General features: G+C 65.4%; 21 protein-coding genes and 7 tRNA genes. 14 read left to right on the top strand and 14 right to left on the bottom strand.

Annotation, left to right across the window (positions count from 1 at the left end; translation table 11 throughout):
* Positions 1-4: 4 nt before the first annotated feature.
* Complete coding sequence (locus BLW75_RS22640) at positions 5-673, bottom strand: SDR family oxidoreductase (protein WP_091598123.1); 669 nt, start codon at positions 671-673, stop codon at positions 5-7.
* 46 nt (positions 674-719) lie between these two features.
* Between BLW75_RS22640 and BLW75_RS22645 the strand changes: the two genes are divergently transcribed.
* Complete coding sequence (locus BLW75_RS22645) at positions 720-1,292, top strand: TetR/AcrR family transcriptional regulator (RefSeq protein WP_034319847.1); 573 nt, start codon at positions 720-722, stop codon at positions 1,290-1,292.
* Positions 1,293-1,322: 30 nt separating this feature from the next.
* On the opposite strand, the gene BLW75_RS22650 is transcribed toward BLW75_RS22645, so the two are convergent.
* On the bottom strand, positions 1,323-1,856 hold the full coding sequence (locus tag BLW75_RS22650; protein WP_341865832.1) for a very short patch repair endonuclease: 534 nt from the start codon (positions 1,854-1,856) through the stop codon (positions 1,323-1,325).
* Complete coding sequence (locus BLW75_RS22655; RefSeq protein WP_091598129.1) at positions 1,789-2,895, bottom strand: DNA cytosine methyltransferase; 1,107 nt, start codon at positions 2,893-2,895, stop codon at positions 1,789-1,791. Before BLW75_RS22655 ends, BLW75_RS22650 begins: the two co-directional genes overlap by 68 nt.
* 409 nt (positions 2,896-3,304) lie before the next feature.
* Here BLW75_RS22655 and BLW75_RS22660 point away from each other — a divergent pair, with 409 nt between their 5' ends.
* Genes BLW75_RS22660 through BLW75_RS42365 form a run of 5 tightly spaced genes read left to right on the top strand, consistent with a single transcriptional unit; the run spans position 3,305 to position 10,515 of the window.
* Entirely contained in the window at positions 3,305-5,881 is a 2,577-nt protein-coding gene (locus BLW75_RS22660) for a Z1 domain-containing protein (RefSeq protein ID WP_034319845.1), read from the top strand.
* Positions 5,881-6,882, top strand: coding sequence for a PD-(D/E)XK motif protein (locus tag BLW75_RS22665; RefSeq protein ID WP_158005414.1), 1,002 nt, complete (start codon positions 5,881-5,883; stop codon positions 6,880-6,882). The genes BLW75_RS22660 and BLW75_RS22665 overlap by 1 nt, the downstream gene beginning before the upstream one ends.
* Positions 6,879-8,870, top strand: a complete 1,992-nt coding sequence (locus tag BLW75_RS22670; protein WP_091598132.1) for a hypothetical protein — start codon at positions 6,879-6,881, stop codon at positions 8,868-8,870. Before BLW75_RS22665 ends, BLW75_RS22670 begins: the two co-directional genes overlap by 4 nt.
* Positions 8,867-9,766 (top strand): hypothetical protein, encoded by a 900-nt coding sequence (locus tag BLW75_RS22675; RefSeq protein WP_241783959.1) that lies wholly within the window; start codon positions 8,867-8,869, stop codon positions 9,764-9,766. The genes BLW75_RS22670 and BLW75_RS22675 overlap by 4 nt, the downstream gene beginning before the upstream one ends.
* Positions 9,763-10,515, top strand: coding sequence for a DUF6339 family protein (locus BLW75_RS42365; RefSeq protein ID WP_143055347.1), 753 nt, complete (start codon positions 9,763-9,765; stop codon positions 10,513-10,515). Before BLW75_RS22675 ends, BLW75_RS42365 begins: the two co-directional genes overlap by 4 nt.
* A 16-nt stretch (positions 10,516-10,531) precedes the next feature.
* Here the strand turns inward: BLW75_RS42365 and BLW75_RS22685 are convergent, their stop codons facing one another.
* Positions 10,532-11,641, bottom strand: coding sequence for a restriction endonuclease (locus BLW75_RS22685; RefSeq protein WP_479682088.1), 1,110 nt, complete (start codon positions 11,639-11,641; stop codon positions 10,532-10,534).
* A gap of 642 nt (positions 11,642-12,283) precedes the next feature.
* Here BLW75_RS22685 and BLW75_RS42910 point away from each other — a divergent pair.
* The 5 genes from BLW75_RS42910 (at position 12,284) to BLW75_RS42915 (ending at position 12,904) form a co-directional block, all read left to right on the top strand.
* A tRNA-Trp gene (locus tag BLW75_RS42910) sits at positions 12,284-12,352 on the top strand.
* Positions 12,353-12,473: 121 nt separating this feature from the next.
* A tRNA-Arg gene (locus tag BLW75_RS22695) sits at positions 12,474-12,547 on the top strand.
* Positions 12,548-12,654: 107 nt separating this feature from the next.
* A tRNA-Ser gene (locus BLW75_RS22700) sits at positions 12,655-12,743 on the top strand.
* A 3-nt stretch (positions 12,744-12,746) separates the two neighbouring features.
* A tRNA-Arg gene (locus BLW75_RS22705) sits at positions 12,747-12,818 on the top strand.
* A 14-nt stretch (positions 12,819-12,832) separates the two neighbouring features.
* A tRNA-Cys gene (locus BLW75_RS42915) sits at positions 12,833-12,904 on the top strand.
* 444 nt (positions 12,905-13,348) lie between these two features.
* On the opposite strand, the gene BLW75_RS22710 is transcribed toward BLW75_RS42915, so the two are convergent.
* The 8 genes from BLW75_RS22710 to BLW75_RS22745 all read right to left on the bottom strand — a co-directional run bounded on the left by BLW75_RS22710 (position 13,349) and on the right by BLW75_RS22745 (position 20,496).
* A tRNA-Arg gene (locus BLW75_RS22710) sits at positions 13,349-13,422 on the bottom strand.
* 42 nt (positions 13,423-13,464) lie between these two features.
* Positions 13,465-13,554, bottom strand: a tRNA-Ser gene (locus BLW75_RS22715).
* A gap of 65 nt (positions 13,555-13,619) precedes the next feature.
* On the bottom strand, positions 13,620-15,269 hold the full coding sequence (locus BLW75_RS22720) for a phosphatidylglycerol lysyltransferase domain-containing protein (RefSeq protein WP_091598141.1): 1,650 nt from the start codon (positions 15,267-15,269) through the stop codon (positions 13,620-13,622).
* 166 nt (positions 15,270-15,435) lie between these two features.
* Positions 15,436-17,412: an acetoacetate--CoA ligase gene (locus tag BLW75_RS22725; protein WP_034319822.1), complete on the bottom strand. Its 1,977-nt coding sequence runs from the start codon at positions 17,410-17,412 to the stop codon at positions 15,436-15,438.
* A 19-nt stretch (positions 17,413-17,431) separates the two neighbouring features.
* A complete protein-coding gene (locus tag BLW75_RS22730) occupies positions 17,432-18,193 on the bottom strand; it encodes an ESX secretion-associated protein EspG (RefSeq protein ID WP_034319820.1) in 762 nt (253 codons plus the stop codon).
* Positions 18,193-19,221, bottom strand: coding sequence for a PPE domain-containing protein (locus tag BLW75_RS22735; protein WP_395766720.1), 1,029 nt, complete (start codon positions 19,219-19,221; stop codon positions 18,193-18,195). Before BLW75_RS22735 ends, BLW75_RS22730 begins: the two co-directional genes overlap by 1 nt.
* 113 nt (positions 19,222-19,334) lie before the next feature.
* Positions 19,335-19,814 (bottom strand): hypothetical protein, encoded by a 480-nt coding sequence (locus BLW75_RS22740; RefSeq protein WP_241783956.1) that lies wholly within the window; start codon positions 19,812-19,814, stop codon positions 19,335-19,337.
* A gap of 49 nt (positions 19,815-19,863) precedes the next feature.
* Positions 19,864-20,496: a dienelactone hydrolase family protein gene (locus tag BLW75_RS22745; RefSeq protein ID WP_034319814.1), complete on the bottom strand. Its 633-nt coding sequence runs from the start codon at positions 20,494-20,496 to the stop codon at positions 19,864-19,866.
* 97 nt (positions 20,497-20,593) lie between these two features.
* On the opposite strand from BLW75_RS22745, the gene hisC reads away from it, so the two are divergent.
* On the top strand, positions 20,594-21,649 hold the full coding sequence (gene hisC, locus BLW75_RS22750) for a histidinol-phosphate transaminase (RefSeq protein ID WP_034319811.1): 1,056 nt from the start codon (positions 20,594-20,596) through the stop codon (positions 21,647-21,649).
* 63 nt (positions 21,650-21,712) lie between these two features.
* Here hisC and BLW75_RS22755 read toward each other — a convergent pair whose 3' ends face one another.
* Positions 21,713-22,474 carry a sulfite exporter TauE/SafE family protein gene (locus tag BLW75_RS22755; RefSeq protein WP_034319808.1) on the bottom strand — a complete coding sequence of 254 codons (762 nt, stop codon included), beginning with the start codon at positions 22,472-22,474 and terminating at the stop codon, positions 21,713-21,715.
* Between the two features lie 140 nt (positions 22,475-22,614).
* On the bottom strand, positions 22,615-23,241 hold the full coding sequence (locus BLW75_RS22760; protein WP_034319805.1) for a GNAT family N-acetyltransferase: 627 nt from the start codon (positions 23,239-23,241) through the stop codon (positions 22,615-22,617).
* Positions 23,242-23,315: 74 nt separating this feature from the next.
* On the opposite strand from BLW75_RS22760, the gene BLW75_RS22765 reads away from it, so the two are divergent.
* Both BLW75_RS22765 and BLW75_RS22770 read left to right on the top strand, forming a co-directional pair.
* Complete coding sequence (locus BLW75_RS22765; RefSeq protein WP_034319802.1) at positions 23,316-24,008, top strand: FadR/GntR family transcriptional regulator; 693 nt, start codon at positions 23,316-23,318, stop codon at positions 24,006-24,008.
* Positions 24,009-24,085: 77 nt separating this feature from the next.
* Positions 24,086-24,901, top strand: a complete 816-nt coding sequence (locus BLW75_RS22770) for a class I SAM-dependent methyltransferase (protein WP_034319799.1) — start codon at positions 24,086-24,088, stop codon at positions 24,899-24,901.
* Positions 24,902-25,077: the final 176 nt, after the last annotated feature.

The raw sequence follows: 25,077 nt of genomic DNA on the forward strand, positions 1-25,077 counted from the left end.
CGGCCTATTCTGCGCCTTGGCCCGGCGGCCCGAGGAACAACCCGCCGCTCGCCTCGATGACCTGCCCGGTCACCCACCGGGCGGCGTCGGAGGCGAGGAAGGCGACGACGTCCGCTATGTCCTCCGCGGTGCCGAGCCTCCGGTGCGCGGTGAGGGTTTTGATGGCTGCCTCCAGCTCCGGAGTGAAGATCCGGCCGTTGTCCGCGGTCCTGGTGGCACCCGGCGCGACGACGTTGACCGTGATCCCGCGCGGTCCGAGCTGGTGGGCGAGGGTGCGGCTCATCGTCTCGAGCGCGCCCTTGGTCGTCGCGAAGGACGTCTGGGCGGGGTTGGCCATCCTGGTCGCGACCGACGAGACGTTGACGATGCGGCCGCCGTCGTTCAGCGGGGCTCGCTGGATGAGGAAGTACGGCGCCTTCACGTTCACCGCCATCAGGTGATCGAAGCCTTCGGGCGTGTCGGTCTCGATCGGCCCTCGCGGTGCGGCCGCCGCGTTGTTGACCAGGATGTCCAGGCTGTCGATGCCCTCAAGGGCTTTGTCGATCCCCTCCATGGTCGACAAGTCGGCCTGACTGCTGTCCTGTCTCAGGACGGTTATGCCGTCTTTCTCGAGTCTCCGCGCGATCGCCGCGCCGATCCCCCGCGACGCCCCGGTCACCAATGCCGTCTTCATGCTCACCCCAGATGTTAGTGACTAACACTTTGATAGTGTCTACCACGTGAGCCTCCGAGACCGCCAGCGCGCCGAAACCCGGCTTCTTGTGCAAGAGCACGCGATCCGCCTCTTCACCGAGGCCGGCTACGACGCGACCACCGTCACCGACGTCGCCGCGGCCGCCGGCGTCTCGGCGATGACGGTCTACCGACACTTCCCGACGAAGGAGGACCTGGTCCTCTACGACGAGTACGACCCTGTGACCGCTTCCGCTGTCGCTGCCGAGCCGCCTGGCCCACTGCCTTCGCGGATCGGGCGCGCGCTGGAGGCGACCGCCACTTTGGGGTCGTCACAGGAGAAGGCGTTCCTGCTGGCGCGGCTACGGCTGATGATCTCGGTGCCCGCGCTGCGGGCGCGGCATCTGGACAACCAGTACGCGACGGCCGATGCGATCGTTGCCGCTCTCTGCGGCTCTTCGCCTTCGCCGGACGAGGAGTTTCAGGTGCGGGCTACGGCTATGGCGTGCCTTGGGGCGGCACATGTGGCGCTGGCCCGGTGGGCGGAGACGGACGGGGAGGCGGATCTGGCGGGGGTGATCCGGGAGGCGCTGACCAGCGTTTTTGGTGGCGCTCACTAGTTCGGACACCAGCGCTCACCGATACCCCCGTCAGACGGAACGCCGCGAACGCACGGCATCGGCGACACGAACCGCCGCTTCGAGAGGGTCCTCGTGCTCCCAAATTCTGATCGGAATCCAATCCGCCTCGATCAACGCGCGATCGGTCTCCCCGTCACGTTCCCGGTTACGGGCGACCTTCTCGGCCCAGTAGCCAGCATTGGTAACGGCCACAGTGTGATGTACCGGACAACCGTGCCAAAAACACCCGTCCACGAAAACGGCGACTCGAGCAGGCCTGAAAACGACGTCCGCCGTCCGCCTGAGCTTCGGCAAGGGACGCGAAGAGACGCGGTAACGCAACCCCATGGCATGGAGAGCTCTCCGGAGCGCCAGCTCGGGCTTCGTATCGCGCCCCTTATTCGACTGCATGCTCTTGCGAACACCTGGACTGGATGCCGCCGTCGGTCTCTGTTCACCCATCTTCGCCTTCGATGACTCACTTACCACTGGAGAGTCAGGCGCCCTGAAGCCCGTCCGCGATGTGGAGTGCAAGCGCCTCTGCCAGCTCAACAGGCACGGCATTGCCGATCTGCCTGGCGATCTCCAGTTTCGTGCCACACCATTCGAAGGTATCCGGGAAGCCCTGAAGGCGTGCCGCTTCATGATGAGTCAACGCCCTGTGCTCTTCGGGATGAAGGTATCGCCCCTTCTCCGGCTTGAAGAACTCCGTTCGAATGGTCACGGAGGACTTCTCCCAGACCAGACGCCCCATGACGTCACCTGAGCCGGTCTTGTGCTTGATCCAACAGGGCGACTGCAACGACTCGCGCAGGTCGAACCTGTTACCACCGTAAGGGATGTCCCGGAATCGTTTGCGGGACATCGGCTCGTAACGCCTGGTGATGTGCAGTTCCTCTGCACTGTATCCACCCGGAACGACGACGCCGAAGACCTCGCGAGTTCGTTCAGCAGGCAGGTTCACCTTGCTCCAATGAACCCTCGCCGTCAGGTCGCCCATGGCGTCCTTGACCGTTCTCCAAGCTTCCGTGGCCAGCTGCGTCGTCGGCAACAACACCTGATCGAGACTCCGATGAGTACCGATCACGATCGCACGTTTTCGCAGTTGAGCCGCACCATAGTCCGTCGCGCGGAGAATCCCGTAGTCGAGCCGGTAGTCGGCCAGGAGGCCGCCTGGCATCGTCTCTTGACGAAGTGCCTCGAACTGGCGACTCTTCAGAAATCGATCGACGTTCTCCAATAAGAACGCCTTCGGCTTCACCTTGATCAAGGTGTCCACATAACGTTCCCAGAGGTCGTTGCGTTCATCGTCGTCACGCTTGGCCCCAAGGTTGGAGAAGCCCTGACATGGAGGCCCTCCGACGACCACATCGGCCTCAGGAAGGTCACCTTTGACCCAATCGGCGATGTCGCCCCAATGGACATGGTCCTCACCGAAGTTGGTCGCATAGGTCGCCGCCGCATACAGGTCCTTCTCCACAGCGGCGACCGGGGTGAACCTGCCGGACTCCCTAAATCCCAGGGAAAGACCTCCGCACCCGGCGAACAGATCGATCACCTTCAGGTGCGAACCTTCGACGCGCCGCGTCCGGCGTTCGGGCATCGAGCTCTACACCTTTCGTGAGTCATCGACCGTCATACGGCCGATCTCAGGTCGATCCAGCGATCGAACGGATGTTCCGATGCTAGCCGGCAGATGGCCAAGAAGCCAGTGACCCGCCCTGAACCGAGTCGCATGTTAGCGAGGCCACCGTGGGGGGTGCCGCTCGGATGACAGATCAACAACACCTACACGAAAGATGGGCCGACCTCGTAACACGTTGGTCCACCGGGGCGATCCCTATGGTCACCGAGCGTGCGTCGGAGCAACCGCCGTACGTCCGATCGAAGGCATACAGATCGACCGTCCTACTGATCGAGGGCACGTCGCCCTAACGTGGTGGACGGCGGGTCGAACGGTCTCGTGCCCCCTGGACAACGGGCACCGCGGGCGACATACGGAGGGGAAACCGGTGACGGACAAGTTCGAGCAGCAGTACGAGGCTTTCGTCAGCTTCATCGAGGTGATGACGCCTGAAGAAGCCGTCAAGCGCATCAGGCTGTTCGAGCGCTCGGAAGAGGTGATTCAACGCATCGTCGACCGCTTCGAACGCGAAACGATCAGCATCAGAGAGCGAGAAGAACCTCGTTCCGTGGTGTTCGGCAATAGAGTCACCTGGTACACGGGCCCGAGCCCGAAGGACAAATGCTGGCCCGGGATCACCGACATCCTTCACAAGTCGCCGTGGTCCGAAAAGGCGATCGAGGATTTGAACGTCGCGTCGACCAAGGTCGTCTCGTTGCTGAACCACCCGAAAGAGCGATCCTTCTCGACTCGAGGGCTCGTCGTCGGCTACGTGCAGTCAGGGAAGACGACGAATTTCACGGCCGTCATGGCCAAGGCCGCCGACAGTGGATACAAGTTGTTCATCGTCCTGGCCGGGATCCACAACGGCCTTCGCCGCCAGACCCAGCGGCGTCTGGTGCAGCAGCTCGTCGAGCCGAACCGATCACGTTGGATGCAGCTCACCGATCCCGACAAGGACTTCACACCACGCGCCAACGCCGCAGCCTATTTCGCGAAGAGCAACAAACAGCACGTCCTCTGCGTCATCAAGAAGAACCCTCGAGTGCTCCGTAAATTCAGCGCATGGCTGGAATCAGCGGCCGAGTACCTGGCGGACTGCCCGGCCCTGATCATCGATGACGAAGCCGACCAAGCGACAGTGGCCACCAACACGATCAACCCGCTCATCTGCGAGATTCTCGGCCGCCTGCCCAAGTCCGCATACGTCGGCTACACCGCGACGCCCTTCGCCAACCTACTGATCGACCCGGCCGCCGCAGATCTCTACCCCAAGGACTTCATCGTCAACCTTCCGCAGCCAGAGGGGCACTTCGGAACCGAAGTGCTGTTCGGACGGGACCCCCTGCCCGGTGAGGATCCCGAAGACGTACCGGACGGGTTCGACATGATCCGGGACATCTCGGACGACGAGATCTCCCAAGTCAGGCCATCGTCACGAGCCGATGCCGACGGGTTCGTACCGACGATCACCGAAAGTCTTCGAGATTCAGTGTTGTACTTCTGGCTTTCAACGGCCGCCAGAAAGGTCCGCGGTACAGGTAACGAACACTCCACGATGCTGATCCACACAAGCGTCAAGACATCTGTGCACAACAGCTTTCATCGGCCTCTGGAGATCCTTCGCCGCTCCACCGAATCCGCCTTCATGGCGAACGATCCCACACTGCTCGACGAGTTGCGCTCCCTCTGGGAGAAGGAGACGAGCCGCGTCGACGCGGAGTCGTTCAACGAGCGAAAGATCGAGTTCGACGAACTCGCCGACCGACTACCGGCCGTTCTACGAAGCTGCAAGATCATCATGGACAACTCCAGCAGCAAGGACCGGCTCGACTACGAACGTGGCCCAGTTGTTGCGATCGCAGTGGGTGGCAACACCCTGTCTCGGGGTCTCACGCTAGAAGGGTTGTCCGTCAGCTACTTCGTACGAGCGGTTTCCGCTTACGACACACTACTGCAAATGGGTCGCTGGTTCGGCTACCGCAACGGATACGCCGATCTTCCTCGCATCTGGATGACCGGCGAACTTCAGAGTTGGTTCCGCCATCTCGCGACAGTCGAAAGCGAGATGCGCCGAGACATCGATGTATATATGACCGAAGACAAAAATCCTCTGACATTCGCAGTCCGACTTCGGACACATCCTTCACTTCGAGTCACCGGGGCAGCGAAGATGACGAATGCCGTCCAGGCCGCGTCCGCCTACGGCGGGCAGCGTGTACAGACCAGGTACTTCCGCACGGATTCTTCATGGCTTTCCAAGAACCAGGAGGCCGCCCGAGCTCTTGTGGCCCGAGCGAACGACGAGGGCGCAGAGCATGTCGACCGCCTGACAGAGGGACGTTACCTCTTACGAGGCGTGACGCATGACGCCGTGCTCGACTTCCTTCGGGCCTACAACTTTCACGAGAACTCGCAAGAATGCAACAGTGAACTTCTGGCCGAATACATCGAGAAACGGGTCAAGTTCGCCGGAGCGCTCACTAAATGGAACGTGGCAATAGTCGGTAAACCAACCGACACAGACGAGGGCGACACCTTCGAATTCTCACCGAACATCCGCATCAAGCTGGTCACTCGAACCCGCTTGAAAGAGGCCACGAACCCTGAAGTTGCAGACATCAAGACTTTGATGAGCCGCCGGGACGCTGCGATCGACCTCGATACACGCGCGTATGAAGCAGAGCTCACTGAAAACGAAATCAAGCAAGAGCGCCGAAAGCAGGAGCCGGGAGTAGGTCTCCTCGTCCTATACCCCATTGACAAGAACTCCGTGCCCAGTACTAAACGGGAGAAGACACGTGCTCCACTGGCAGCGGAAGAGCACGTCATCGGCGTAGGTCTCGTCTTCCCCCATCCCAACGGAGACGACACGTCGATCGAGTGGAACTACATCAGCGCAGACCTTTCCAACGTGGACATCGAAGAAGTAGACATGGCCGACCTCGAGCTCGAGGACGCATGATGCGACCGTCTCTTCGGGACGTCTTGAACGAGCATTGGCAGCAACTCGAGTCGGCAACGCCATCGGGCGCACTCCGCCTTCGCACCTCCGAACTACCGTCCGTGTCGGAGCCGGGAAGACTCGTCGCCGCGGTGGATCATGAAGGCCTTCGTCATCTGCTCATCCCCCTCACAGCTCAGCAACGAGTACGACGAGGGGCGACCGGAGCGGTGCTGACCCTGCGGGAGCGAGCGCTAGAGGACGTCAACACCTTTGGTCGGTATGCCGACCTCAGCTGCTCACGATCGGATCTGAACGACGTGTTCACCGGCCTTTGCAGCGACGTCTTGGCGACGGTCGAGGAGAACCCGAACAGACCCCTCAAGGCCATGTATCTCGTCGTCGACCGCTGGCGGGCGCTCTTCCAGAGCACCGGCTCACCTCTTGACAATGAACAACTCGCGGGGCTTTTCGGAGAACTCATGGTGCTTCGGCGGCTTCTCGAACTGAGTTCGGCTGCCACGGAACACTGGAAAGGGCCGTCCGGGCACCGTCACGACTTCGTCTTCGCCCCTTCCGCCATCGAAGTCAAGGCGTCGACCGCGACCGAAGGACGCCGAGTCCGCGTCCATGGAGCAGATCAGCTCGAGTGCCCCACCGACGGCCGACTTGACCTCGTTTGGATACGTCTGGAACGAGTCACAGACGGTGGCGAGGGGGTGGTCGAGTTGGTCGATCATCTTCGGCGACTCTCGGATGACGAGAACGGCCTTCTACTGAAACTCGCGCAAGTCGGCTACCGCCCCACGGACGTCGAGCTCTACCGCGAAGTCAGATTCGTCGTACGCGAGGAGCTCTGGTTCGAAGTCGACCATCGCTTTCCAAGGCTCACGCCGACGGATCTACCCGTGGATGTGTTAGACGTCCAATACTCGATCGATATCGCGTCCGAACCTCCCCATCCGATCAAGGAAGCCGATCTCGAAGAACACCTCAGCGATATCACCCGGGAGGTCGCGTGACGGACGTGTCCTGGTCGTCACAGCAGTATCCGCCAGAAGGCGCTAGTGCCGCCGAGGGCATCCGCAACCAACTCGGTCGCCCTGAGCTCGACCTGTTGACGATCCTGGTTCGGGAATCCGCCCAGAACAGTTGGGACGCTCGGCTGGGTGCTAACACCGTCAGCTACCGGATCGATCTCGAGACCCTTGGACCGGCACGCGCACCGGTCTGGCGAGAACTCCTGACCCGCGGCGCCCCGACGAAGGAACAGTTGCCGCTCAGGTCATCTCTGTCGAACGCGGCGATCCGCATTCTGACGGTGTCGGATCGCGGTACCGGCGGTCTCGGTGGACCGACACGAGCGGACAGCGCAGTGGTGGAGAACCACGACTTCGTCTCGTTCATCCGCAACATCGGTGAGCCACGCGACACCGACCTCGGTGGCGGGACCTACGGGTTCGGTAAGGGGATCTTCTACCTGATGGCGAACTCGGGAACGGTACTGATACACACCCGTTGCCGTATCGAAGACGGTTACGAGACACGTCTTATCGGCTGTGCGCTCTGGAAGAGCTACGTCGTGGGCGAAGGTGAAGCCGGGCGAAGGCACACTGGTCGACATTGGTGGGGTGACCGCACCGCCGACCTCGTCGAGCCGATCCGAGGGGAGGCTGCGGAGGATTTGGCACGGAAGCTGGGGCTTCGGCCTTTCGCTGCGGACGAAACCGGTACCTCCGTCGTGATCTTGGACCCCGACCTGGATGAGCGTGAGCCTCTGGAAGCCGCTACATATCTGGCGAACGCCATTCTTTGGAACCTTTGGCCGAAGATGCTGTCCGAAGGTGATGCGCAGGCTCCGATGACGTTCTCCGTCTACTGCGAGGGAGCGGAAGTACCGGTACCCGACCCGCGCGAGACCCGTCCGTTGGACCTCTTCGTATCAGCCTACGAGACGATGAAATCCCCATCCGGGATGGACATCGAGTCCCGACGTCCGACGCGACTATTGGGCCGTTTGGGTGTAGAGAAGCGGTTCATGCTGCCGGTTGAACCCGACTCTGCAGGCACGGCATTGGGCATCGGGACTACGTTGCACCACATCTGCCTGATGCGGACGGCGGAATTGGTGGTCTGCTACCACGCGGGCCCGAAGCCACCTGCGGAACAGGTGTCGTACGCCGGCGTGTTCCGCGTCGATCAGGAATTGGATTCGGTCTTCGCGGATGCAGAGCCTCCGACGCACGACGCCTGGCGCTGGCAGTCCCTCGAGGGTCTGTCCAGAACTTTTGTGAAGCAGACCTTCACAAAACTCAAGGAGAAGATGGATGCGCTCGTAGGTGTGAACGACGGTGTCCGCGGCGGGTCGGCCGAGGTCCCGCTCGGCGCCGCCAGCAGGACATTCGCATCATTGGTGGCAGGAGCGTGGGGCATCGGAGGGGCAACTGACTACTCGCGCGTCGCACGCCGGGGCAAGACGCATACCTCTCCGGCTCCGCCCGCTCCCGAGCCAACGGATTCCGAGGTATGGGGACCGACAGACGCCAGCACACCCTTCGCGACAGCAACTCCGCCATTGCACGCCCCTCGGGAGCAGTCCTATGAGTCACGAGACACCGGGCCTGATTCGTATCCTCCACTTCCACCTGCCGAGCCGTTCCCGAAGCGACGACGTCTACGACTGGTCTACTTGGACGAACCTTATTTCGACGTGAGGCATGGCCATGTGGTCCTCATCCAGGCTTTCCGAGCCCCTGAGCCGGGTCCTCAGCGGGTTCGAGCACGTCTGGCCGTCGCCCTGTCAGGCGCCGTCGGCCGAGAAACCGACCCACCGAAGAACGCCTCCCAGCCGGAGTTCTTCGGCTGGGAGGACGAGTCGGGAGCGCTCAATCGGAACGTCGACAACATGATCGAGGGTGGCGATCAAGTCTGGCGTCTCATCGTACTTCCCGCGCCTGACACCATGACCGAGATAAACCTGGTCGTGGACTCCGGGGACGGTTCGCGATGAGCCGCCGCGCATTCCCCTACAGAACGGCGCCGGAGGACGTGGTCAAGGCGGAGGAATGGACACTCCAGATCGATGGCGACCAGATGGCCCTACCGGAGGCTCTACCGGACTGGGACTACCAGATGCGCCTTGATCTACGTCGGGCGGTTCGTGTGGACCTGAGCACCCTCCAGTCGTCCACCGGTCTCCCGGCGACCGCGTCGCTTGCCCTCGTGACCGTTTGGGCGGCGACCGGCTCCGGCCTTCGAGCACCTGCTTCGCGGATACCTTTGACCGGCACTGGAACACTCTCGATCGACCTCGCAGTAGATCTGGACGGAAGAAATCTGGGCGGCCTGCTCACGCTCGACACGATCCTCGTCCTGGCCGACTACTGCTCGGACGGCGCGCCTGCAGCGCCTCGCCGAGCCGGCTCCGTTCTGTGGAGCGATAGGCGTGAAGTTCGACTCCAGGGTGACGCGCCGCAGTTTCCCATCGCAGTCGTCGATTTCGCGAAGACGAGCTTCCCGGAAGATGCGGCGTGGCATGTCCAGGTGGTCGGAAACCTCGAAACCGCGACAATGGGCGCGCTGCTGCTGCTCGTGAACGAGAAGAGCACTGCTGCGGTCAAGGCCTTCCAGAACGCTGCTACTCCTCGCGCGATCGACCGCGTGATCCTCTCGGCCGTGTATACCGACGTCGCGCGGACGCTGGTCGAGCACGCGTTGCTGTCCTCGGACTTCGACGATGAGAACGACTTCGACGATGAAAGTCTGGGAGCGACGCTCCAGAACCTGATCGGCCGCCTGTTCCCGAATACGACCATCGATCAGCTACGCCGGCGGCGTGAACAGTCACCGGGCCTCTTCTCCACTGAAGTCCAGGCCGCCGTCAAGATCTTCGAGGACGTCAAATGAGTCTCTTGTACCCTCGACTTCTTGCAACACCGGCTAAGGCTCTTCACCTCGAGTACCAGAGTCTCTCGATCGATGCCTTGCAATCACGCGTCGCCTTCCAGCACGAATCCGCGGTATTCGCCGCCACCGGAGGACACCGGGCAAGGCAACATGATCTCGAACGTGTTCGATCGATCATCGTCGAGTTGGCAGAACGTGCGGGTTACCCCTCTGCGTCGACACAGGCGAGTCGCGCCAGCTTCGATCTCGATGTTGCGGCCCTATTACATCGTGAAGCCGGGATGGTGCCCGCAGAGGCGGCAGCCGGGGACATCTGGGCGTTCTTCGCCCTGGTTCTGATGCCGGACATCGCCTACTGGCGCTATCCGAACCCACCAGGAGATCGAGTTCTGGCGACAGACCTCACCAGGCACGTCTTCGGCCGGCTCTGGTGGCGCGCACAACTCGTACACGAACCCGGTGAGTCTGAACCCTATGCCGCCCTCGGCATTCTCGGCGAGGCCGCGTTCGACCAGATCTACGCACGCCGGAAGGCTCTAGGTGGCAGCCCGTACCTCGTGAAAGGCATCCTGAAGGTCTGGAGGGACCTCGACAGGACTGGGATGGACGAGCGCGACCTCCTTCGAGACTTCCTCAAGCGGTTGCTGCGCCTCGCGCCGTTCATGGCCTTCGACGCCCTCGACGAGCGACAACTGAACGCCGAGCTCTGGCGAACTGCACGTGACTCGGTACGGGCTCTATCCGGCTAGATCGCCCCACTCCCCTTCAAAGGAGGATCTCCTCTGGACGTCGGTGGACCACTTCCACACCCGACCCTGCTGTAAGTGCGGCGATGCAGTCCTTCAAGTCTCCTCGGTGGTCTTCATTCGCGAGTTCCCTGATCTGTTGAGCGAGCAGCAACCCGTTTATGAGAACTATCGGATATCGATCCTCCACGATTTCCAGCTGCGCAGCCTCTGAAAAGGCACCGGTCGTCACATACACACCTATCCATCCGCGCTGCAGTCTCGCCACAACTCGTGCGACCTGATCAGCCGAGATGGTGGACTCGGGCTTCACGCATTTGGCCTGCCCCAAAACGACGAGCTTGGTGACAGCCATCCCGGTGCCCACATCGAGCCTACCGACGAAATCCGTACCGCCGTCCTGCGATGGCCGGGTCAGCCATCCTTCGCGGTATGCGATTCCATGACGACGGATGACGCGAGCCGCAATGGCTGACGCAATGTACTCGAAGTCATGTTTGCGGCCGTCGAAGTATCGATATATCGCATGGAGATCCGCGTCTTCCGTGCCACCTTTCGCCGGCCGCTGGTCTGCCACCTTGTGCACAGCCGCGCGGGCGACTCGGCGGCGCAGACGCGGCAAGGCCGTCGAACCTTCGCGCACCCATCGTCGCCAAGACTCCGGCGCCAGCTCGAGCGTTCGATCGATCGAAGACTCCGCGCCCCTTCGTTCGTTCACCCAAGCCCAGTCGAGTTGATCATCCTCCGCCGTAAGATCGAGCAGAGCCAGATCGAATACGTAGTTGACGAAAGTGGAGTCGCCGTTTCGCGACCATTGAACGACTCGTTCGGCTCGCTCGACGATACCGAATCCACAGAACTCGACATGCCCCTTCGGTCGATTGTTACGTCGGACCGATCGGAATACCATCAACGGCACGGCGAACCTGCGCGATTCAGCCGTAGGCGCATGATGGAACTCCCAAGCGGCCAAGAGCGACCTGTTACCGACAGTCTGCCCGACCGGCTCCACGATATCGGCCTTATGATCCCCGAAGTAACGCACGTGCCCGTTGTTCAGATCAAAGACATCGTGCCAAGGCGTCTGCTCTGAACCCGCCTTCCACGGACTCGATCTGATGAGGACCACAGGCCGCCTAGCACCTTCTGGAGCCGTGATCGACGCGGGCGAGTCGATGCCTCGTTCAAGCTGAACCCTCGATGCCCCTTCCAAGGCAGTGACATGGAAGAAATTTCTATATCCGTCCACTTCAGGCTCAGATGGATCCTTTGTGGACGAATACCTGAGTATTTCACCCACCTTGACCCTCGTCTGTCCACGCTCCATAGGACGACTGTGCCATGAACTGACGAAGCTTGAACACTACGGGGTGATACCAGCACAAGCTTGTGCACCCGAGTCGTCACTCTCCGCGACTATCGGGCCGCGTTGGCGTCATCAACGCCGTGCTCGACCACTCGGTCGACATTCTGGAAATACGATTGCGCTGCGGGCAGACTTGCCTCACAGTTAATGCACTCGACCAACCCCAGGAGCAGCCATGATGAACATGCACGAGCGAAAGGCGCAGCGTCGGCATTCGGCCGCCGCGTCCATCGTCGTGTGTTCGTCGCCCTGTTCCTGGCGACGTTCACGACGCTACGACCAGCGAGTTCTGGTCGACAAGGGCTCCCCGTCATGACGCCATAGCGCGTGTGATGTCAGGGAGCCGCCCATCGGGAAACCGATCCGGGCGGCTTCTCTCTTTTTGCTGCGCGAAAGCAATTCCCTATCGGCGAGCTTGGGAAGCGGAACGGTCTCCAAAACCGTGTCCAGGGGGTTCGACTCCTCCCGCCGGTGCTCGACGCTGACCATTTCAGCGCGAACCTTGAGAACTGAAGACTTGTCCCAAAGCTCGTCCCCGTCGTCGAAGAGGCGGCCAGGACGAGCGCCGGTGGAGGCGTGCACTCGCCTCCACTTCGCCCCTGTAGCTCAGGTGGACAGAGCGCCGCACTACGAATGCGGAGGTCCCAGGTTCGAGTCCTGGCAGGGGTCCTGGCCGGCGTATCCGAGGGGGATACGCCGGTCGACGGATGCGAGGGGCACTGGTGACCCGCCTGATTCGGGCTCAGGAGGCACCCGCGTCCGACGAGCAGATCCAAGGAGGATTGGCCGAGCACGGTAAGGCAACCGTCCCGAAAACGGTGGTCGGCGTGAGAACGTCACGCAGGTTCGAATCCTGCATCCTCCGCAAGCCCTCGTGGTCCAACGGATACGACGCCGGCGTCCGAAGCCGGGAACGCAGGTTCGACTCCTGCCGAGGGCACGATGGCCGAACCCGGCCCACTTCACGACGGTCGTGCGGCGGCTTGCAAAGCCGTTGGACTCCGGGTTCGACTCCCGGGTGGGTCTCTTGTCTCTACCCAGCCCCTAGGTAGAGCTCTTCTATGAGTGGTCCACGGATGACGCTGCCCACACAGCTCGTCCTGCTCGAAGTCGAGGATGAAGGATCCTTCCATCGCGGGATCGTCCGGAGCACGCCGAGCTGTACGACCTCGCGGAGTCCGCCGGACGCAGATCGTCTACGCGCTAAGGGTTCTGCCGCGAGCACCGTGGCTTCGACGCGAACTGGGCGCACCGGTTCGGGAGCGCTCATGGTGACCGGGCAACGAAGCGACTGGCTCACGCAGACGATCTCCGATAAGACGCGCACGACGAACGCATTCCGGCCGCTCGCTGGGCTTTGCCTGCCCTGGTTCTCATCGTGGCCGCGCGGCGGCGGCGCTGAGTCCACAACGGACAGACAAAAAGGCCCTCCCGCGAACGGGAGGGCCTTAGTGCTGTCTCAACCAGACGTGCGCCCGAAGGGATTCGAACCCCTGACCTTCTGATCCGTAGTCAGATGCTCTATCCAGCTGAGCTACGGGCGCTTGTTCAGTTATCAATCTAGCACCTGCCGGAACAGGTACCAGCGGAGGCTCCGGGATTTGAACCCGGGAGGGGGGGTTACCCCCAACCGCATTAGCAGTGCGGCGCCATAGACCAGACTAGGCGAAGCCTCCCAGGCCCAACGACCACTGCTCAAATAGGTTACACACCCCGCGTACCCCCTCGGAAGGCACCCCCCTTAGACGCGTTGCAGGGCCCTGAGCAGGCGATATGGGCGCCCGCCGAGTCCTTCGGCTTCGAAGACGGCGACGCCGACTCGGGGGAGGTCGCGGGCCGCGGGGTAGGCGAGGTAGCGCGGGACCCACCGCGGCTGGAACTTCGCGTTGAAGCGGTAGAGGGTCTCGATCTGGATCCAGCGTGAGAAGAATCGCAATGTCCGGGCGGACAGGCGGGCGACGGGGCCGGCGCCGATGCGCTGCCCTTGTTCCAGGACGGCCCGGAAGGCGGCGAAGTTCAGGGAGACGTGTTGGGCGGGGGTGGTCAGGAGGAGTTCGGAGATCATCAGTTCGTTGACGCCGTTGTCCGCCGTCCGGTCGCGGCGCATGACGTCCAGCGAGAGGCCCTTCTCGCCCCACGGGACGAACTGGAGGATTCCGCGCACCCGTCCGTCGTGTTCGGCGGTCACCAGGATCGAGCCGGGATCGCCCATGCGGCCGAGCGCCATCGAGAAGCCACGTTCCGTGTCCGTGCCGCGCCAGGTGGCGGCGAGGGTGCGGAGTTCGTCTAGCTCGGCGAGAGGCAGATCCTCGGCTTTTCGGATGCGCGCGGTGTAGCCGGCGCGCTTCGTGCGCGAGACGGCTTGGCGGACTCCGCGCATGACGCGGCCTTCGAGGGTGAAGGTCTCGGTGTCGACGACGGCCTCGTCGCCGATCTCCAGCACCTCGAGCCCGAAGCGTGCCCAGACGGTCGCGCCCAGTTCCGAGCAGCCCATGGCCGCCGGGGTCCAGGCGTACCTTCGGCAGACGTCCAGGTACTCCTCGATCGCGCCGGGCCACGCTTCCGGGTCACCGAGGGGGTCCGCCGAGCACAGCGCGACCCCGGCGATCACCCGATAGGTCACCGCGGCCTTCCCCGACTTCGAGAAGACCACGAACTTGTCCCGGCGCAGGGCGAAGTACCCCAGCGAGTCCCGCTCCCCCAGCAGCCCGCGGAGCCGCTCGACCTCGTCGTCGGTCAGCTCCGGCGCGGGTTCGGCCGAGCGGAGCAGGAAGTACGCCGCCAGCAGCACCGCGCCGATCCCGAACAGCAGGCCGACGGCGGCCGACAGGTCTTCCAGCCACAGCGCGGGGAACACCACCGGACCGCTCACGCCGATCAGGGCCAGCGCCGACTGCGCCAGGCGGTCGCCGACACCCGCGTCGACAGGCGCGACCGACAGCAGCACGAAGTTGATCGCGACCCCGGCGACCGTCAGTTGCAGGAAGACCCGGACCGCGCGCCACCGGCCGGTGACCGGATCGGGGAGCGCGATGAAGTGGCGCCGCGTCGCGATCAGGGCGATCAGCAGCGCGAGTGACACGAGACCGGCACCGAGGGCGTGCCGCAGCCCGAGGTGCGACACCGTCAACAGCGCGGCGGTGGCGACCGCCAGCTGCCAGGCCCGGCGCTTGCGCCGCTTGAGGCCGGTGGCGAGCAGCATCAGCAGCACACCGGTCACCAGCGCGACCGTCGCCGCGCCGACCGTGGCCTCGTGCGGCAGTTCCAGCCATTCGGCGACGCGTCCGCGCAGGGTGCGCCGCCCGGCAGGCACCAGCACCGAGACCAGGGCCAGCAGTCCGGCCAGCCGCGTCACCCAGGTGATCACCACCACCGAGGTGGCACCCGCCACCCGCCAAGCGCCCGCCAAGTTCCGCCCCCGTCAGGTCGTGTCCTGTGAGCCCGTTCGATGGGCTTCGTGATCCAGGTGGTTCCCGACGGTGCAAGCGGCTGGACCGCCCGTGCCGTCAGGGGCCGCCTGGGCGCGAAGACCGCGAACGTGACTCGCAGGACGCGGCCTAGCTCCTTGCCAGCTCCACGAACGGTACAAGGGCGTCGGGGTTCAGCAGGGCATCCCGGCTGACGGCGCGGTCAGGTGAAATACCCGAAAGGATCTTCTTGACCGGAACCTCGCATTTCTTGCCGTTGAGCGTCCGGGGCACCTCACTCACCTGGACGAACCGGTCGGGCACGTGCCGCGGCGAGAGGGCCCCGCGCAGTTCTTTGCGCAGGGCGGGCTCGACCTCGTCGAGTGACGCGCCTTCGGCCAGCACGAGGAAACACAGCAGCTGCCCGTCCTCGTTGCCCGCCGCCGACGTGTCGATCACCAGCGAGTCCGCGACCTGGTCGAACGACTCCACCACCCGGTAGAACTCGGCCGTGCCCATCCGGACGCCGCCACGATTGAGCGTCGAGTCGCTGCGCCCGTAGATGACGGCGGAGCCGCGTCCGGTGATCCGGATCCAGTCGCCGTGCCGCCAGATCCCCGGGTACATCTCGAAGTACGCCTCGCGCAGCCGCGAGCCGTCCGGGTCGTTCCAGAAGAACACCGGCATCGACGGCATCGGCTCGGTGATCACCAGTTCGCCGACCGTCTCCACCACGGGCTTCCCGGCCTCGTCGAACGCGGCGACGGCGGCGCCGAGCGCGCGGACCGAGAGTTCACCCAGCCAGACCGGGACGTCCGGGGCAGACGCGACGAACGCCGCGCAGAGATCCGTGCCACCGGACACCGAGCAGATCTGGACACGTTTGCCGACCTCGTCGACGATCCACCGGAAGCCCTCGACGCTCAGCGGCGCGCCGGTGGAGCCCAAGGCGCGCAACGCGGTGAGGTCGTACCGCTCGGCTGGTTTGATCCCGGCCTTCAGGCAGCTCTGGATGTACGGCGCCGACGTGCCAAAGAAGGTGACGCGGTGCTGCTCGGCCAAATGCCACAACACGTTCAGGTCCGGGTGGCCCGGGCTGCCGTCGAAGAGCACGATCGTGGTGCCGGTCAGCAGGCCGGAGATGAGGAAGTTCCACATCATCCAGCCGGTGGTGGTGAACCAGAAGAACCGATCGCCGGGTCCGAGATCACTTTGCAGGGCAAGGGCTTTGAGGTGTTCGAGGGTGATGCCGCCGTGGCCGTGGACGATGCCCTTCGGCAGGCCGGTGGTCCCCGAGGAGTACAGGACCCACAGCGGGTGGCCGAATTCGACGGGCTCGAAGGCCAGTTCCGTGCCCGCGTTGCCGGCGAGCAGTGTGTCCCAGTCGAGCGTGCCGTCGAGGCGGCCGCCGGCGTAGTCGACGAGCACGGTCGCTTCGAGCGTGGGGATCTCGTCCCGCAGGGCGTTCACCGTCGACCGGCTGTCGAACCATCGTCCATTGTAGACATAGCCGTTGACCGCGATCAGCACCTTCGGCTCGATCTGCGCGAAGCGGTCGGTGATCGCGCGGACGCCGAAGTCCGGCGAGCACGACGACCAGATCGCGCCGAGGCTCGCGGTGGCGAGGAAGGCGATCAGCGTCTGCGGGCAGTTCGGCGCCAGCGCGACGACCCTGTCCCCTTTGGACACTCCCAGCTTGCGCAGCCCTTCCCGCGCGGAGGCGACGGCGGACCGCAGAGCGCCGTACGTCAGCTGCGACGAGAGGCCGTCTTCACGGTGGAAGATCACGGCGACCTCGTCATCGGCCTTCGCGGCGCCCGCGACACCGGGCATGAGCGAGTGCTCGGCGTAGTTCAGCGTGCCACCTTCGAACCATCGCGCGTGCGGCATCTCGCCGGTGAGCACCGCGCCGGGCGCGTCATGCCAGCGCACGCCGAGGAAGTCGGCGACGCCGGACCAGAACTCCGGCCCGCGCTGGACGGAGAACTCCCACAACGCGTTGTAGTCGTCGGCCTCCACGCCGCGTTCGGTGCGCAGCCATTGGCGGAACGCGTCGATCTTGGTGTCGGGCAGGCGGCTCGGCTCAGGGCGCCAGAGCACTTCTGGGGCGTCGGCGGTGTGCGTCACCCCGCGATGTTAACCCTCGTTAACCGAACTGGCGAGCCCCCGTGAACAGCTCGTACGCCATCGTCTTGAGCCGCGAGGCGTCGAGCGGTGTGACGGTCAGCCACCCTCGATCGCGACGGAGCCCGTAGCGGCCGTCGGGGGTGTCCACCCAGGTCAGCGTCCCTTCGCTGCGTACCCAGCGGCCCTCCCACGACTTCCTGGCCGCGCCGAGCCGCCCGCCGCCGATCCGCTGTGTCGCGATGCGCACCATCACGATGACCTCGGGTTCCCGCAGCCCGGCGTCGCGCAGGACGTCGGAGAAGGCGGGCTGCCCGCCGCGCTCCCCCGCCTCGCACGCGGCTGTGTAGTCGTCGACGCGCAGATTGACCGAGAGGCCCCGACCCTGCTCGCACGGCGGCAGCGCCTGCAGCAGCGTCGCGGCGACGAGCGGCTCCCGCAGCTCGGTCAGCTCGACGTCGGTGCCCGCAACGCCGATCGCGACCGCCCCGCGGTCGGACACGCATCCGACGGCCCGGTACGCCGGGTCACCGTCGAGCCTCAGGTCCAGCGTGAGTTCGCTGTTCGCGACGGTGTGCAGCAGCCGCACCAGCTCGGGCGCGGGCGAGTCGACCGTGCCGAGGCCGCGTTCGGACAGCGTCGCGCTCGCCGTGGCCACCAGTTCCGCGCGGAACTCCGGTGTCCGCCCGACGTGCGGGATCTCCAGCACCGCGGGCAGTTCGTCGCGCCCGTGCGCCGACCAGAGGAGGAACAGTTCGCCGACGTGCAACCGGATCCAGTCCATCAGCGGCCGGTCCTCGGGTCTTCACCGATGACCGGCGGGGTCACGTGCCCGGTGAGACCCCAGACGTCGGAATCCTCGACGAGGTAGTCCGGAGTCTTGCGGTTTTGGCCGTCCTGCTGCCCTTGCGGCGGCATCATCCCCATCGGCATCCCGCCGGCGCCGCCGATCCCCGCGGCCGCGGCCCGGGTCCCGGCGACCTGACCCGGCTGCGGCCCGGACGGCCCGAACCCACCGGCACCGGAACGGCCACCCTGCCCGAGCTGCTCGTGGGTCCCACCGGAGGTGCCGGGTGGCGGCGGGACGTAGGCGCCGCTGCTCGCGCCGGGCTGACGCGGCGCCTCGACCGGCTCCCGCACCTGGATCGGGGCGGCGTTGTCTGCACTGTCCACGCCACTGCTGCGCGTGGAGTCGTCCGGCGGCGGCACCGGTTCCGGCGTCGGTTCGGGTTTCGGCGTCGGTTCTTCGGGTGTTTCGAGGATCTTCGGCTGCTTGCCGTACGAGGTGAAGGCCGGAACGTTCTCGTAGACCTCGCCGGAGCTCCGCTGCATCCGCGTCATCACGTCGGCCGCCTGCCGGTGCAGATCCTGCGAACTCTCGTCGGTGGGTTCGGCGACGATCCGCCCCGCCTCGGCGAAACCGCCTCCCGACGGGGGCGCGGCCGACATGGCCTGCGTCGAATCCTGATCCGCGACCGGGATCGGGCGGCGTTTCGGCGCCTCCGGCAGCTTGGGCCGCGGCGCGTATCCCGGCGGCTCGGGCATCGTGCGCCGCGCGGTGTCGGCGATGTCCGCCTGGCGGCGCACGCAGTTCGCGACGTTCTCCGCGCGCCAGCCCGTCTCTCCCGCCCAATCGACGAGCTTGATCGCGGCGTCACGGGCCCTGTCCGCGCCCTCGCCCGTCCAGCCGTCGGCGGTGGCGACGAGCGCGGCCCGGAGTTCGGAACCGACCCGGTCCAGGAACGCGCTGATCTTCGTCCACTGCGCGGCGACGGCCTCCGCGCTCGCGAGGTCCAGCTCGTCGTGGACCATCTCGTAGAGCTCCCGATGCGAGTAGCTCATCCAGTCGATGTCGGCGTTGAGGTGTTCGGGGCCCGGTTGCGGTTCGGGCTCCCGCGGCGGCCACGGCATGGGCAGGATGCGCATCAGTGCTCGTCCTTCCGCTCGTGGTCGACGATGTCCTCCATGTCGAACCGGCGGGCGACCCGTTCGAGCTGCTCCTGGCCCTCCTCGTCCGCGGCGACGTACATCTTCCGTGCCGCCATCACGGTGAGCTGGAAGTCCTTCAGCACCACGGCGAAGTCCTTGAGAACGGGGACGGCCGCTTCGGTGCCCTTGTTCGCGGCGCCCTGGAAGCGTTCGCTCATCGTGTGCCCGACGAAGTTCGCGCCCAGCTTCAACGGCGCGTTGAACTCCGTCGAGTCCTTGATCAGCGCGTTGAGCTCGTGCCGTGCCTTCAGCAGGGCGTCGACGAGCTTCTTGGCGGCGTCCTCGGAGACCTTGACGGTCCCCTTCTTGGCATCGGTCTTGGAATCCCGGATCTGACCCGCCACCGGCGCCAAGGCCGGAGCCGAAGCTCCGAACGCGGCCTGTGGCGTCGCAGGTACCTTGGGTGACTGTGCCATCGGACCCCTCCCCTGTCACATCTGCAGGGGAATGCTAGCGCGAACCGGGTCACCGCAGGTGGGCGTCGAACCAATTCAGCGTGCGCTGCCAGGCCTCCGCGGCCGCGTCCGGGTCGGCGTCGAAACGGTGATTGGCGCCCGGGTAGTGGACGACGTTCGTCGCGACGTTCGCCGTCGCCGCCGCGTCACGCAGCTGTTCGACCTCGGCGCCTCCGGCCTCGTCGCCCGCGTCGCCGTACATGCCGAGCCACGGGCTGGTGAGCCGTCCGGCGATCTCCACCAGGACCGGCAGCCCGGTGACCCCCTGCCCGCCGACGCTGACCGCCGCGCCCAGCCTGCGGTTCGACGCCACGACCAGCGCGGCCGTCCCGCCGAGGTCGAAACCGACGACACCGACGAGATCCGCCTGGATACCGCGCTCGCCGAGCCACGCGAGCGTCGCGTCGGTGGCTTCGAGGAGGTCCTGCTGCGTGAGGTCGTCCCGGTCGAGATGCGGGGTAACGGTGAGCCAGCCTTCGCCGGCGAGACCGGCCAGGAGCAGGCCCAAACCCTCTTCGACCTCTTCGGCCTCCTCGTGCAGCACCACGAGCCCGCCGCGGACGACACCATCCGGTTCGGCGAAGGTCAGGCGCAGCGTGTGGCCGTCGGCGTGCTGGTGTTCCACGGTGGTCGTCAGGGTCATTCCTCCATCAGACCACTCTTAGGTAAATATTCGGAGCTTGCGCCGACGCGGGAGGATACGGTGTCGGAGCCGTCCCCCAGACGTAGGAGCGCCGAAGATGTCACCTGTTTCGCCGCGTGCGGATCTCGAATCGTTGCCGAAGTACGTCCCTGGCCGGACAATCCAGGGCGCGATCAAGCTGGCGAGCAACGAGGTCCCCGGTGGGCCGCTGCCGAGTGTGGCGCAGGCCATAGCCGAGACGGCGCAGGGCATCAACCGGTACCCGGACATCACCGCGTCCGGGCTCGTCGAGCGGCTGGCCCGCGAGCTGAACGAGCCGGTGGAGCGGATCGCCGTCGGCTGCGGTTCGGTTTCCCTTTGCCAGCAGATGATCCAGGCCCTGTGCGGCCCGGGCGACGAGGTCGTCTTCCCGTGGCGTTCGTTCGAGGCGTACCCGATCGTCACGCAGGTGGCGAACGCCGTCAGCGTGAAGGTGCCGCTGACAGCGGGGCATGGGTTGGATTTGGACGCCATGGTGGCCGCGATCACGCCGAAGACGCGGCTGGTCTTCGTGTGCAACCCCAACAACCCGACCGGGACGGTCGTGCGGCGGGCGGAACTGGAACGTTTCCTCGACGCCGTGCCCTCGGGTGTGCTCGTCGTGCTCGACGAGGCGTACAAGGAGTTCGTGACCGACGCCGAGGTGCCGGACGGCGTCGAATTGGCGCGCGGCAGGGACAACGTCGCGGTACTGCGGACTTTCTCGAAGGCGTACGGCCTCGCCGGTCTCCGCGTGGGTTACGCGGTGGCCCCGGAAGCGATCACCGTCGCGCTGAAGCAGGTCTACGTCGCGTTCTCGGTGAACATGATCGCCCAGGCGGCGGCCATCGCCTCGCTCGACGCGGCCGACGAGCTGCTGCAACGCTGCAAGGAGATCGTCTCGGAGCGCACTCGCGTCCGGGACGCCTTGGTGGCCAAGGGTTATGAGGTGCCGGAGACGCAGGCGAACTTCGTCTGGCTGCCGCTGGGCGACCGGACGACCGAGTTCGCGGAGCACGCGCTGGAGCGCAAGCTGATCGTGCGTCCCTTCGCGGGCGAAGGCGCGCGAGTGACCATCGGGACGCCTGAGGAGAACGACCTCTTCCTCGAAGCGGCCGGGGATTTCCCGCGCTGAGCACACTTTCGGCCGGCCCGCGCTTCGTCCACCCGCATTACGTCGAGGGAGCGCGGGCCGTTCCTATTTGAGGAGCAGCTGCACCATCGCGGCGAGGCCGATCACGACGATCACGCCGCGCAGCACCTTCGGCGAAAGCTTGCGGCCGATCTTCGCGCCGATCTGGCCGCCGATCGTCGACCCGACCGCGAGCAGCGCGACCACGGGCCAGCTGACCGGCGCGATGAAGGCGTAGATCGCGCCCGCGACGATGTTCACGACCGCCGACAGGGCGTTCTTGACGCCGTTGAGCCGTTGCAGCGACTCCGACATCAGCATCCCCATCACGGCCATCATCATCACGCCCTGCGCGGCCGTGAAATATCCGCCGTAGATGCCGATCAGGAAGATCAGGAACAGCAGGAGCGGCCCGATCTTGTGGACCTTCCCGTTCGCCTCGCGGCGCTTCGCGACCCAGGCGCCCACTCGCGGCTGGACGATCACGAGCACCACCGCGAGGCCGACCAGCGCGGGTACGACGGTCTCGAAAGCGTCCTTCGGCAGCGAGAGCAGCAGGATCGTCCCGCAGATCGCGCCGAGGAACGACGCCACGGCGAGTTTGGCGACCTGGGGCCAGTAGCCCCTGAGCTCCTCCCGGTAGCCGATCGCCCCGCTGACCGTGCCGGGAGCGAGGCCGATCGCGTTGGACGTCGTCGCCGTCAGCGGCGAGTAGCCGAGGGCGACCAGAACCGGGAAGGTCACCAGCGTGCCCGAGCCGACGACCGTGTTGATGGTGCCCGCCCAGAGCCCCGCGACGAAGATCACTACCGCGTGCCACCACGTCATAAAGCGCTCACGTCCGCACCCTAAGCACCGTTACCTCCTTTCGCGCTCCGGATGTGTCTAGTCGAACATTCAACGGGCCCGTTATGTCTTGTTCGGCGGGAAGACGCAGAACTCGTTGCCTTCACGGTCTTCGCCGTCATTCAGTTCTCCTCCGGCAGATGAGCCGCGGTGATCTCCGCGGCGACCGTCCAGCCGAGCGCCAGGTACAACGCGCGGCCCTCCTCCGTGGCGACCAGGACCGCTCGTTCCGCTCCGGCGGCGACCGCCACCTCGTCGAGCCGTCGCATGACGAATCTGCCCAGCCCTCGCCGCTGATGCTCGGGCTCGGTCACGACCTGGTCGATCACCGCCGTGCCGCCGGCGATCGCGACCCGGCCGGTGGCCGCGCGTGACCCGTCCGGCGCGCGCACCACCACGTCGGTGACGACGCCGTCACCGACCAGCTCCGCCCGATACGGCTCGGGCGCGGCCAGCACGGGCCGCAGCGCCATCGGGGCGCTCATCAGGTACTCCGGCGGGCCGACCTCCCATTCCGGCGGGACCGTCTTCGCCACCTCGTCCCTCGGGCCGCTCACCTTGAGCCACGTTCCCGGCTCGGTCAGCGAACGGGCCCGGCGGGCGACCGATGAGGCGTCCGCCAGCACATATCTCACGCGATGCCCGGGACGCCCGACGTCGAGCCGGTAGCCGTCCGGTTCGGCCACCGGGACGCCGACACCGCGGGAGAGCGCCCAGCCGTGCACCCATGCCTTGATCAGCCCTGCCACCCCAGTCATCGTTCGATGATGGCATCGGCCACCGACAGTCCCGGACGAGCGGGCGAACCTGCGAGGATGACTCGGTGGCCGACGACGAGCGCGAACAGGTGTGGAGTGCGACCGTCGATCATCTGCGCACGATGATCGATTCGGGCAGGCTCCCCGCCGGATCGAGGTTGCCCGCCGAACGGGCGCTCTGCGAACAGCTCGGGATCAGCCGCGGTTCGCTGCGGCAGGCGTTGCGGGTGCTGGACTCCATCGGCTACGTGCAGGTGCGGCCGGGCTCGGGCACGTATGTCCGCGAGAAGATCGACGAGCAACCCCTGCGCGGCTGGTTCTCCGAGCACGAGCAGCTGGTCGAGAAGCTGTTCGACCTGCGGACCACCGTCGAGCCCACGCTCGCCGAGCGGCTCGCGCTCGACCACACCCCGCGGGTGCTCGCCCGGCTGGAAGGCACCGTCGAGGAGATGGACCGGGCCGCGGCCGACGGCGACATGCTGCGCGTGATCGCGGCCGACGCCGAATTCCACCGGGTGATCGCGGAGAACGCGGGCAATGACGACGTCACCGATCTGCTGCGTTCGGTGCTGTCCCTGGTCGGCGAGGAACGGCGGGCGGCACTACGGCTTCCGGGGCAGATCCGGAAGGCCGTCGACGAGCACCGCGCGATCCTCGAGGCGATCCGCGGCTCGGACGCGGCGACCGCGCGCGAGATCACCCTGCGGCATCTGCTCGACGCCAAGACCCTCGTCCACGACTACACGACCCGGGACTGACGCTTCCTCGATGGCGCTCGGGGATCCGCACGGGTAGAGTTTTCAGAAGGTTGTGAAACTTCTGACGGGGGTGTGCGGTGGAGAAGGTCCGGTTCACCGAAGAGAAGGCGACGATGCTCGCCACGCTGTACGGCCGGGCGCTCGACGCCCGCGGCGACCGGCCGATCCTCGGCGACAAGGCCGCCGACGAGGCCGTCAAGCAGATCGACTACGACTTCGCTTCGCTCGGCGTGAACCCCGACATGGGCCTGACCGTCGCGATGCGGGCCAAGCCGATGGACGACTGGGCCTCGGCGTTCCTGAGGGAACACCCGGACGCGACCGTCGTCCAGCTCGGCTGCGGGATGGACAGCCGCGTGTACCGCGTCGACCCGCCGCCTTCGGTGCGGTGGTTCGACGTCGACTACCCCGACGTCGTCGACCTGCGCGCCCGGATCTACCCCGCGCGGGACGGCTACCGGACCATCGGCTCGTCCGTGACCGACTTCGGGTGGCTCGACGAGATCCCGTCGGACAAACCCGGGCTGGTGATCGCGGAGGGGCTGACGATGTACCTGCGGCCGTCCGAAGGCGAGGAATTGCTGAGGCGGCTGATCGCGCATTTCCCGCAAGGCGGCGAAATGGTCTTCGACATCTTCAGCAGGCTGGGGATCAAACTGCAGAAGCTGAATCCCGTGGTCCGCAAGGCCAAGGCGACGCTGTACTGGGGCATCGACGAGATCTCCGAACTGGAACGGCTCGGCTTGACACTCGTGTCGAAACTCGACTCGACGGATTACGCGACGCCCGAAGTGAAGGCGCGGATCTCGGCGTCGATGCGGGCGCAGTTGTGGGTCGCGGGACTGTTCCCGGCGTTCAAGAAGATGGGGCGGATCCTGCGAATGCGGTTCTGAAAGCGGGTGCGGCTCGCGAGTGGCTAGGACGGTTGTATTCGAGGGGTAAGTCAAAGTGGCGTGTCGCCTGCCGCAGGCTCGCCCGCTGGACCTGACGCGCCCATAACCGTCCACAAAGGATGCCGATTCCGCCATTTGTGTCCGATTTGGGCGCTTTGCGCGGGGGTCGTGAGTGG

It is taken from the genome of Amycolatopsis lurida (assembly GCF_900105055.1).
Lineage (GTDB): Bacteria > Actinomycetota > Actinomycetes > Mycobacteriales > Pseudonocardiaceae > Amycolatopsis > Amycolatopsis lurida.

What these genes read in the sequence shown, in the direction of transcription:
- BLW75_RS22640 (WP_091598123.1), bottom strand. Translation starts at nt 673, where the DNA reads ATGAAGACGGCATTGGTGACCGGGGCGTCGCGGGGGATCGGCGCGGCG.
- BLW75_RS22650 (WP_341865832.1), bottom strand. Translation starts at nt 1,856, where the DNA reads ATGCCGTGCCTGTTGAGCTGGCAGAGGCGCTTGCACTCCACATCGCGG.
- BLW75_RS22655 (WP_091598129.1), bottom strand. Translation starts at nt 2,895, where the DNA reads ATGCCCGAACGCCGGACGCGGCGCGTCGAAGGTTCGCACCTGAAGGTG.
- BLW75_RS22665 (WP_158005414.1), top strand. Translation starts at nt 5,881, where the DNA reads ATGCGACCGTCTCTTCGGGACGTCTTGAACGAGCATTGGCAGCAACTC.
- BLW75_RS22675 (WP_241783959.1), top strand. Translation starts at nt 8,867, where the DNA reads ATGAGCCGCCGCGCATTCCCCTACAGAACGGCGCCGGAGGACGTGGTC.
- BLW75_RS42365 (WP_143055347.1), top strand. Translation starts at nt 9,763, where the DNA reads ATGAGTCTCTTGTACCCTCGACTTCTTGCAACACCGGCTAAGGCTCTT.
- BLW75_RS22730 (WP_034319820.1), bottom strand. Translation starts at nt 18,193, where the DNA reads ATGGACTGGATCCGGTTGCACGTCGGCGAACTGTTCCTCCTCTGGTCG.
- BLW75_RS22735 (WP_395766720.1), bottom strand. Translation starts at nt 19,221, where the DNA reads ATGGTCCACGACGAGCTGGACCTCGCGAGCGCGGAGGCCGTCGCCGCG.
- BLW75_RS22740 (WP_241783956.1), bottom strand. Translation starts at nt 19,814, where the DNA reads ATGGCACAGTCACCCAAGGTACCTGCGACGCCACAGGCCGCGTTCGGA.
- BLW75_RS22745 (WP_034319814.1), bottom strand. Translation starts at nt 20,496, where the DNA reads ATGACCCTGACGACCACCGTGGAACACCAGCACGCCGACGGCCACACG.
- hisC (WP_034319811.1), top strand. Translation starts at nt 20,594, where the DNA reads ATGTCACCTGTTTCGCCGCGTGCGGATCTCGAATCGTTGCCGAAGTAC.
- BLW75_RS22755 (WP_034319808.1), bottom strand. Translation starts at nt 22,474, where the DNA reads ATGACGTGGTGGCACGCGGTAGTGATCTTCGTCGCGGGGCTCTGGGCG.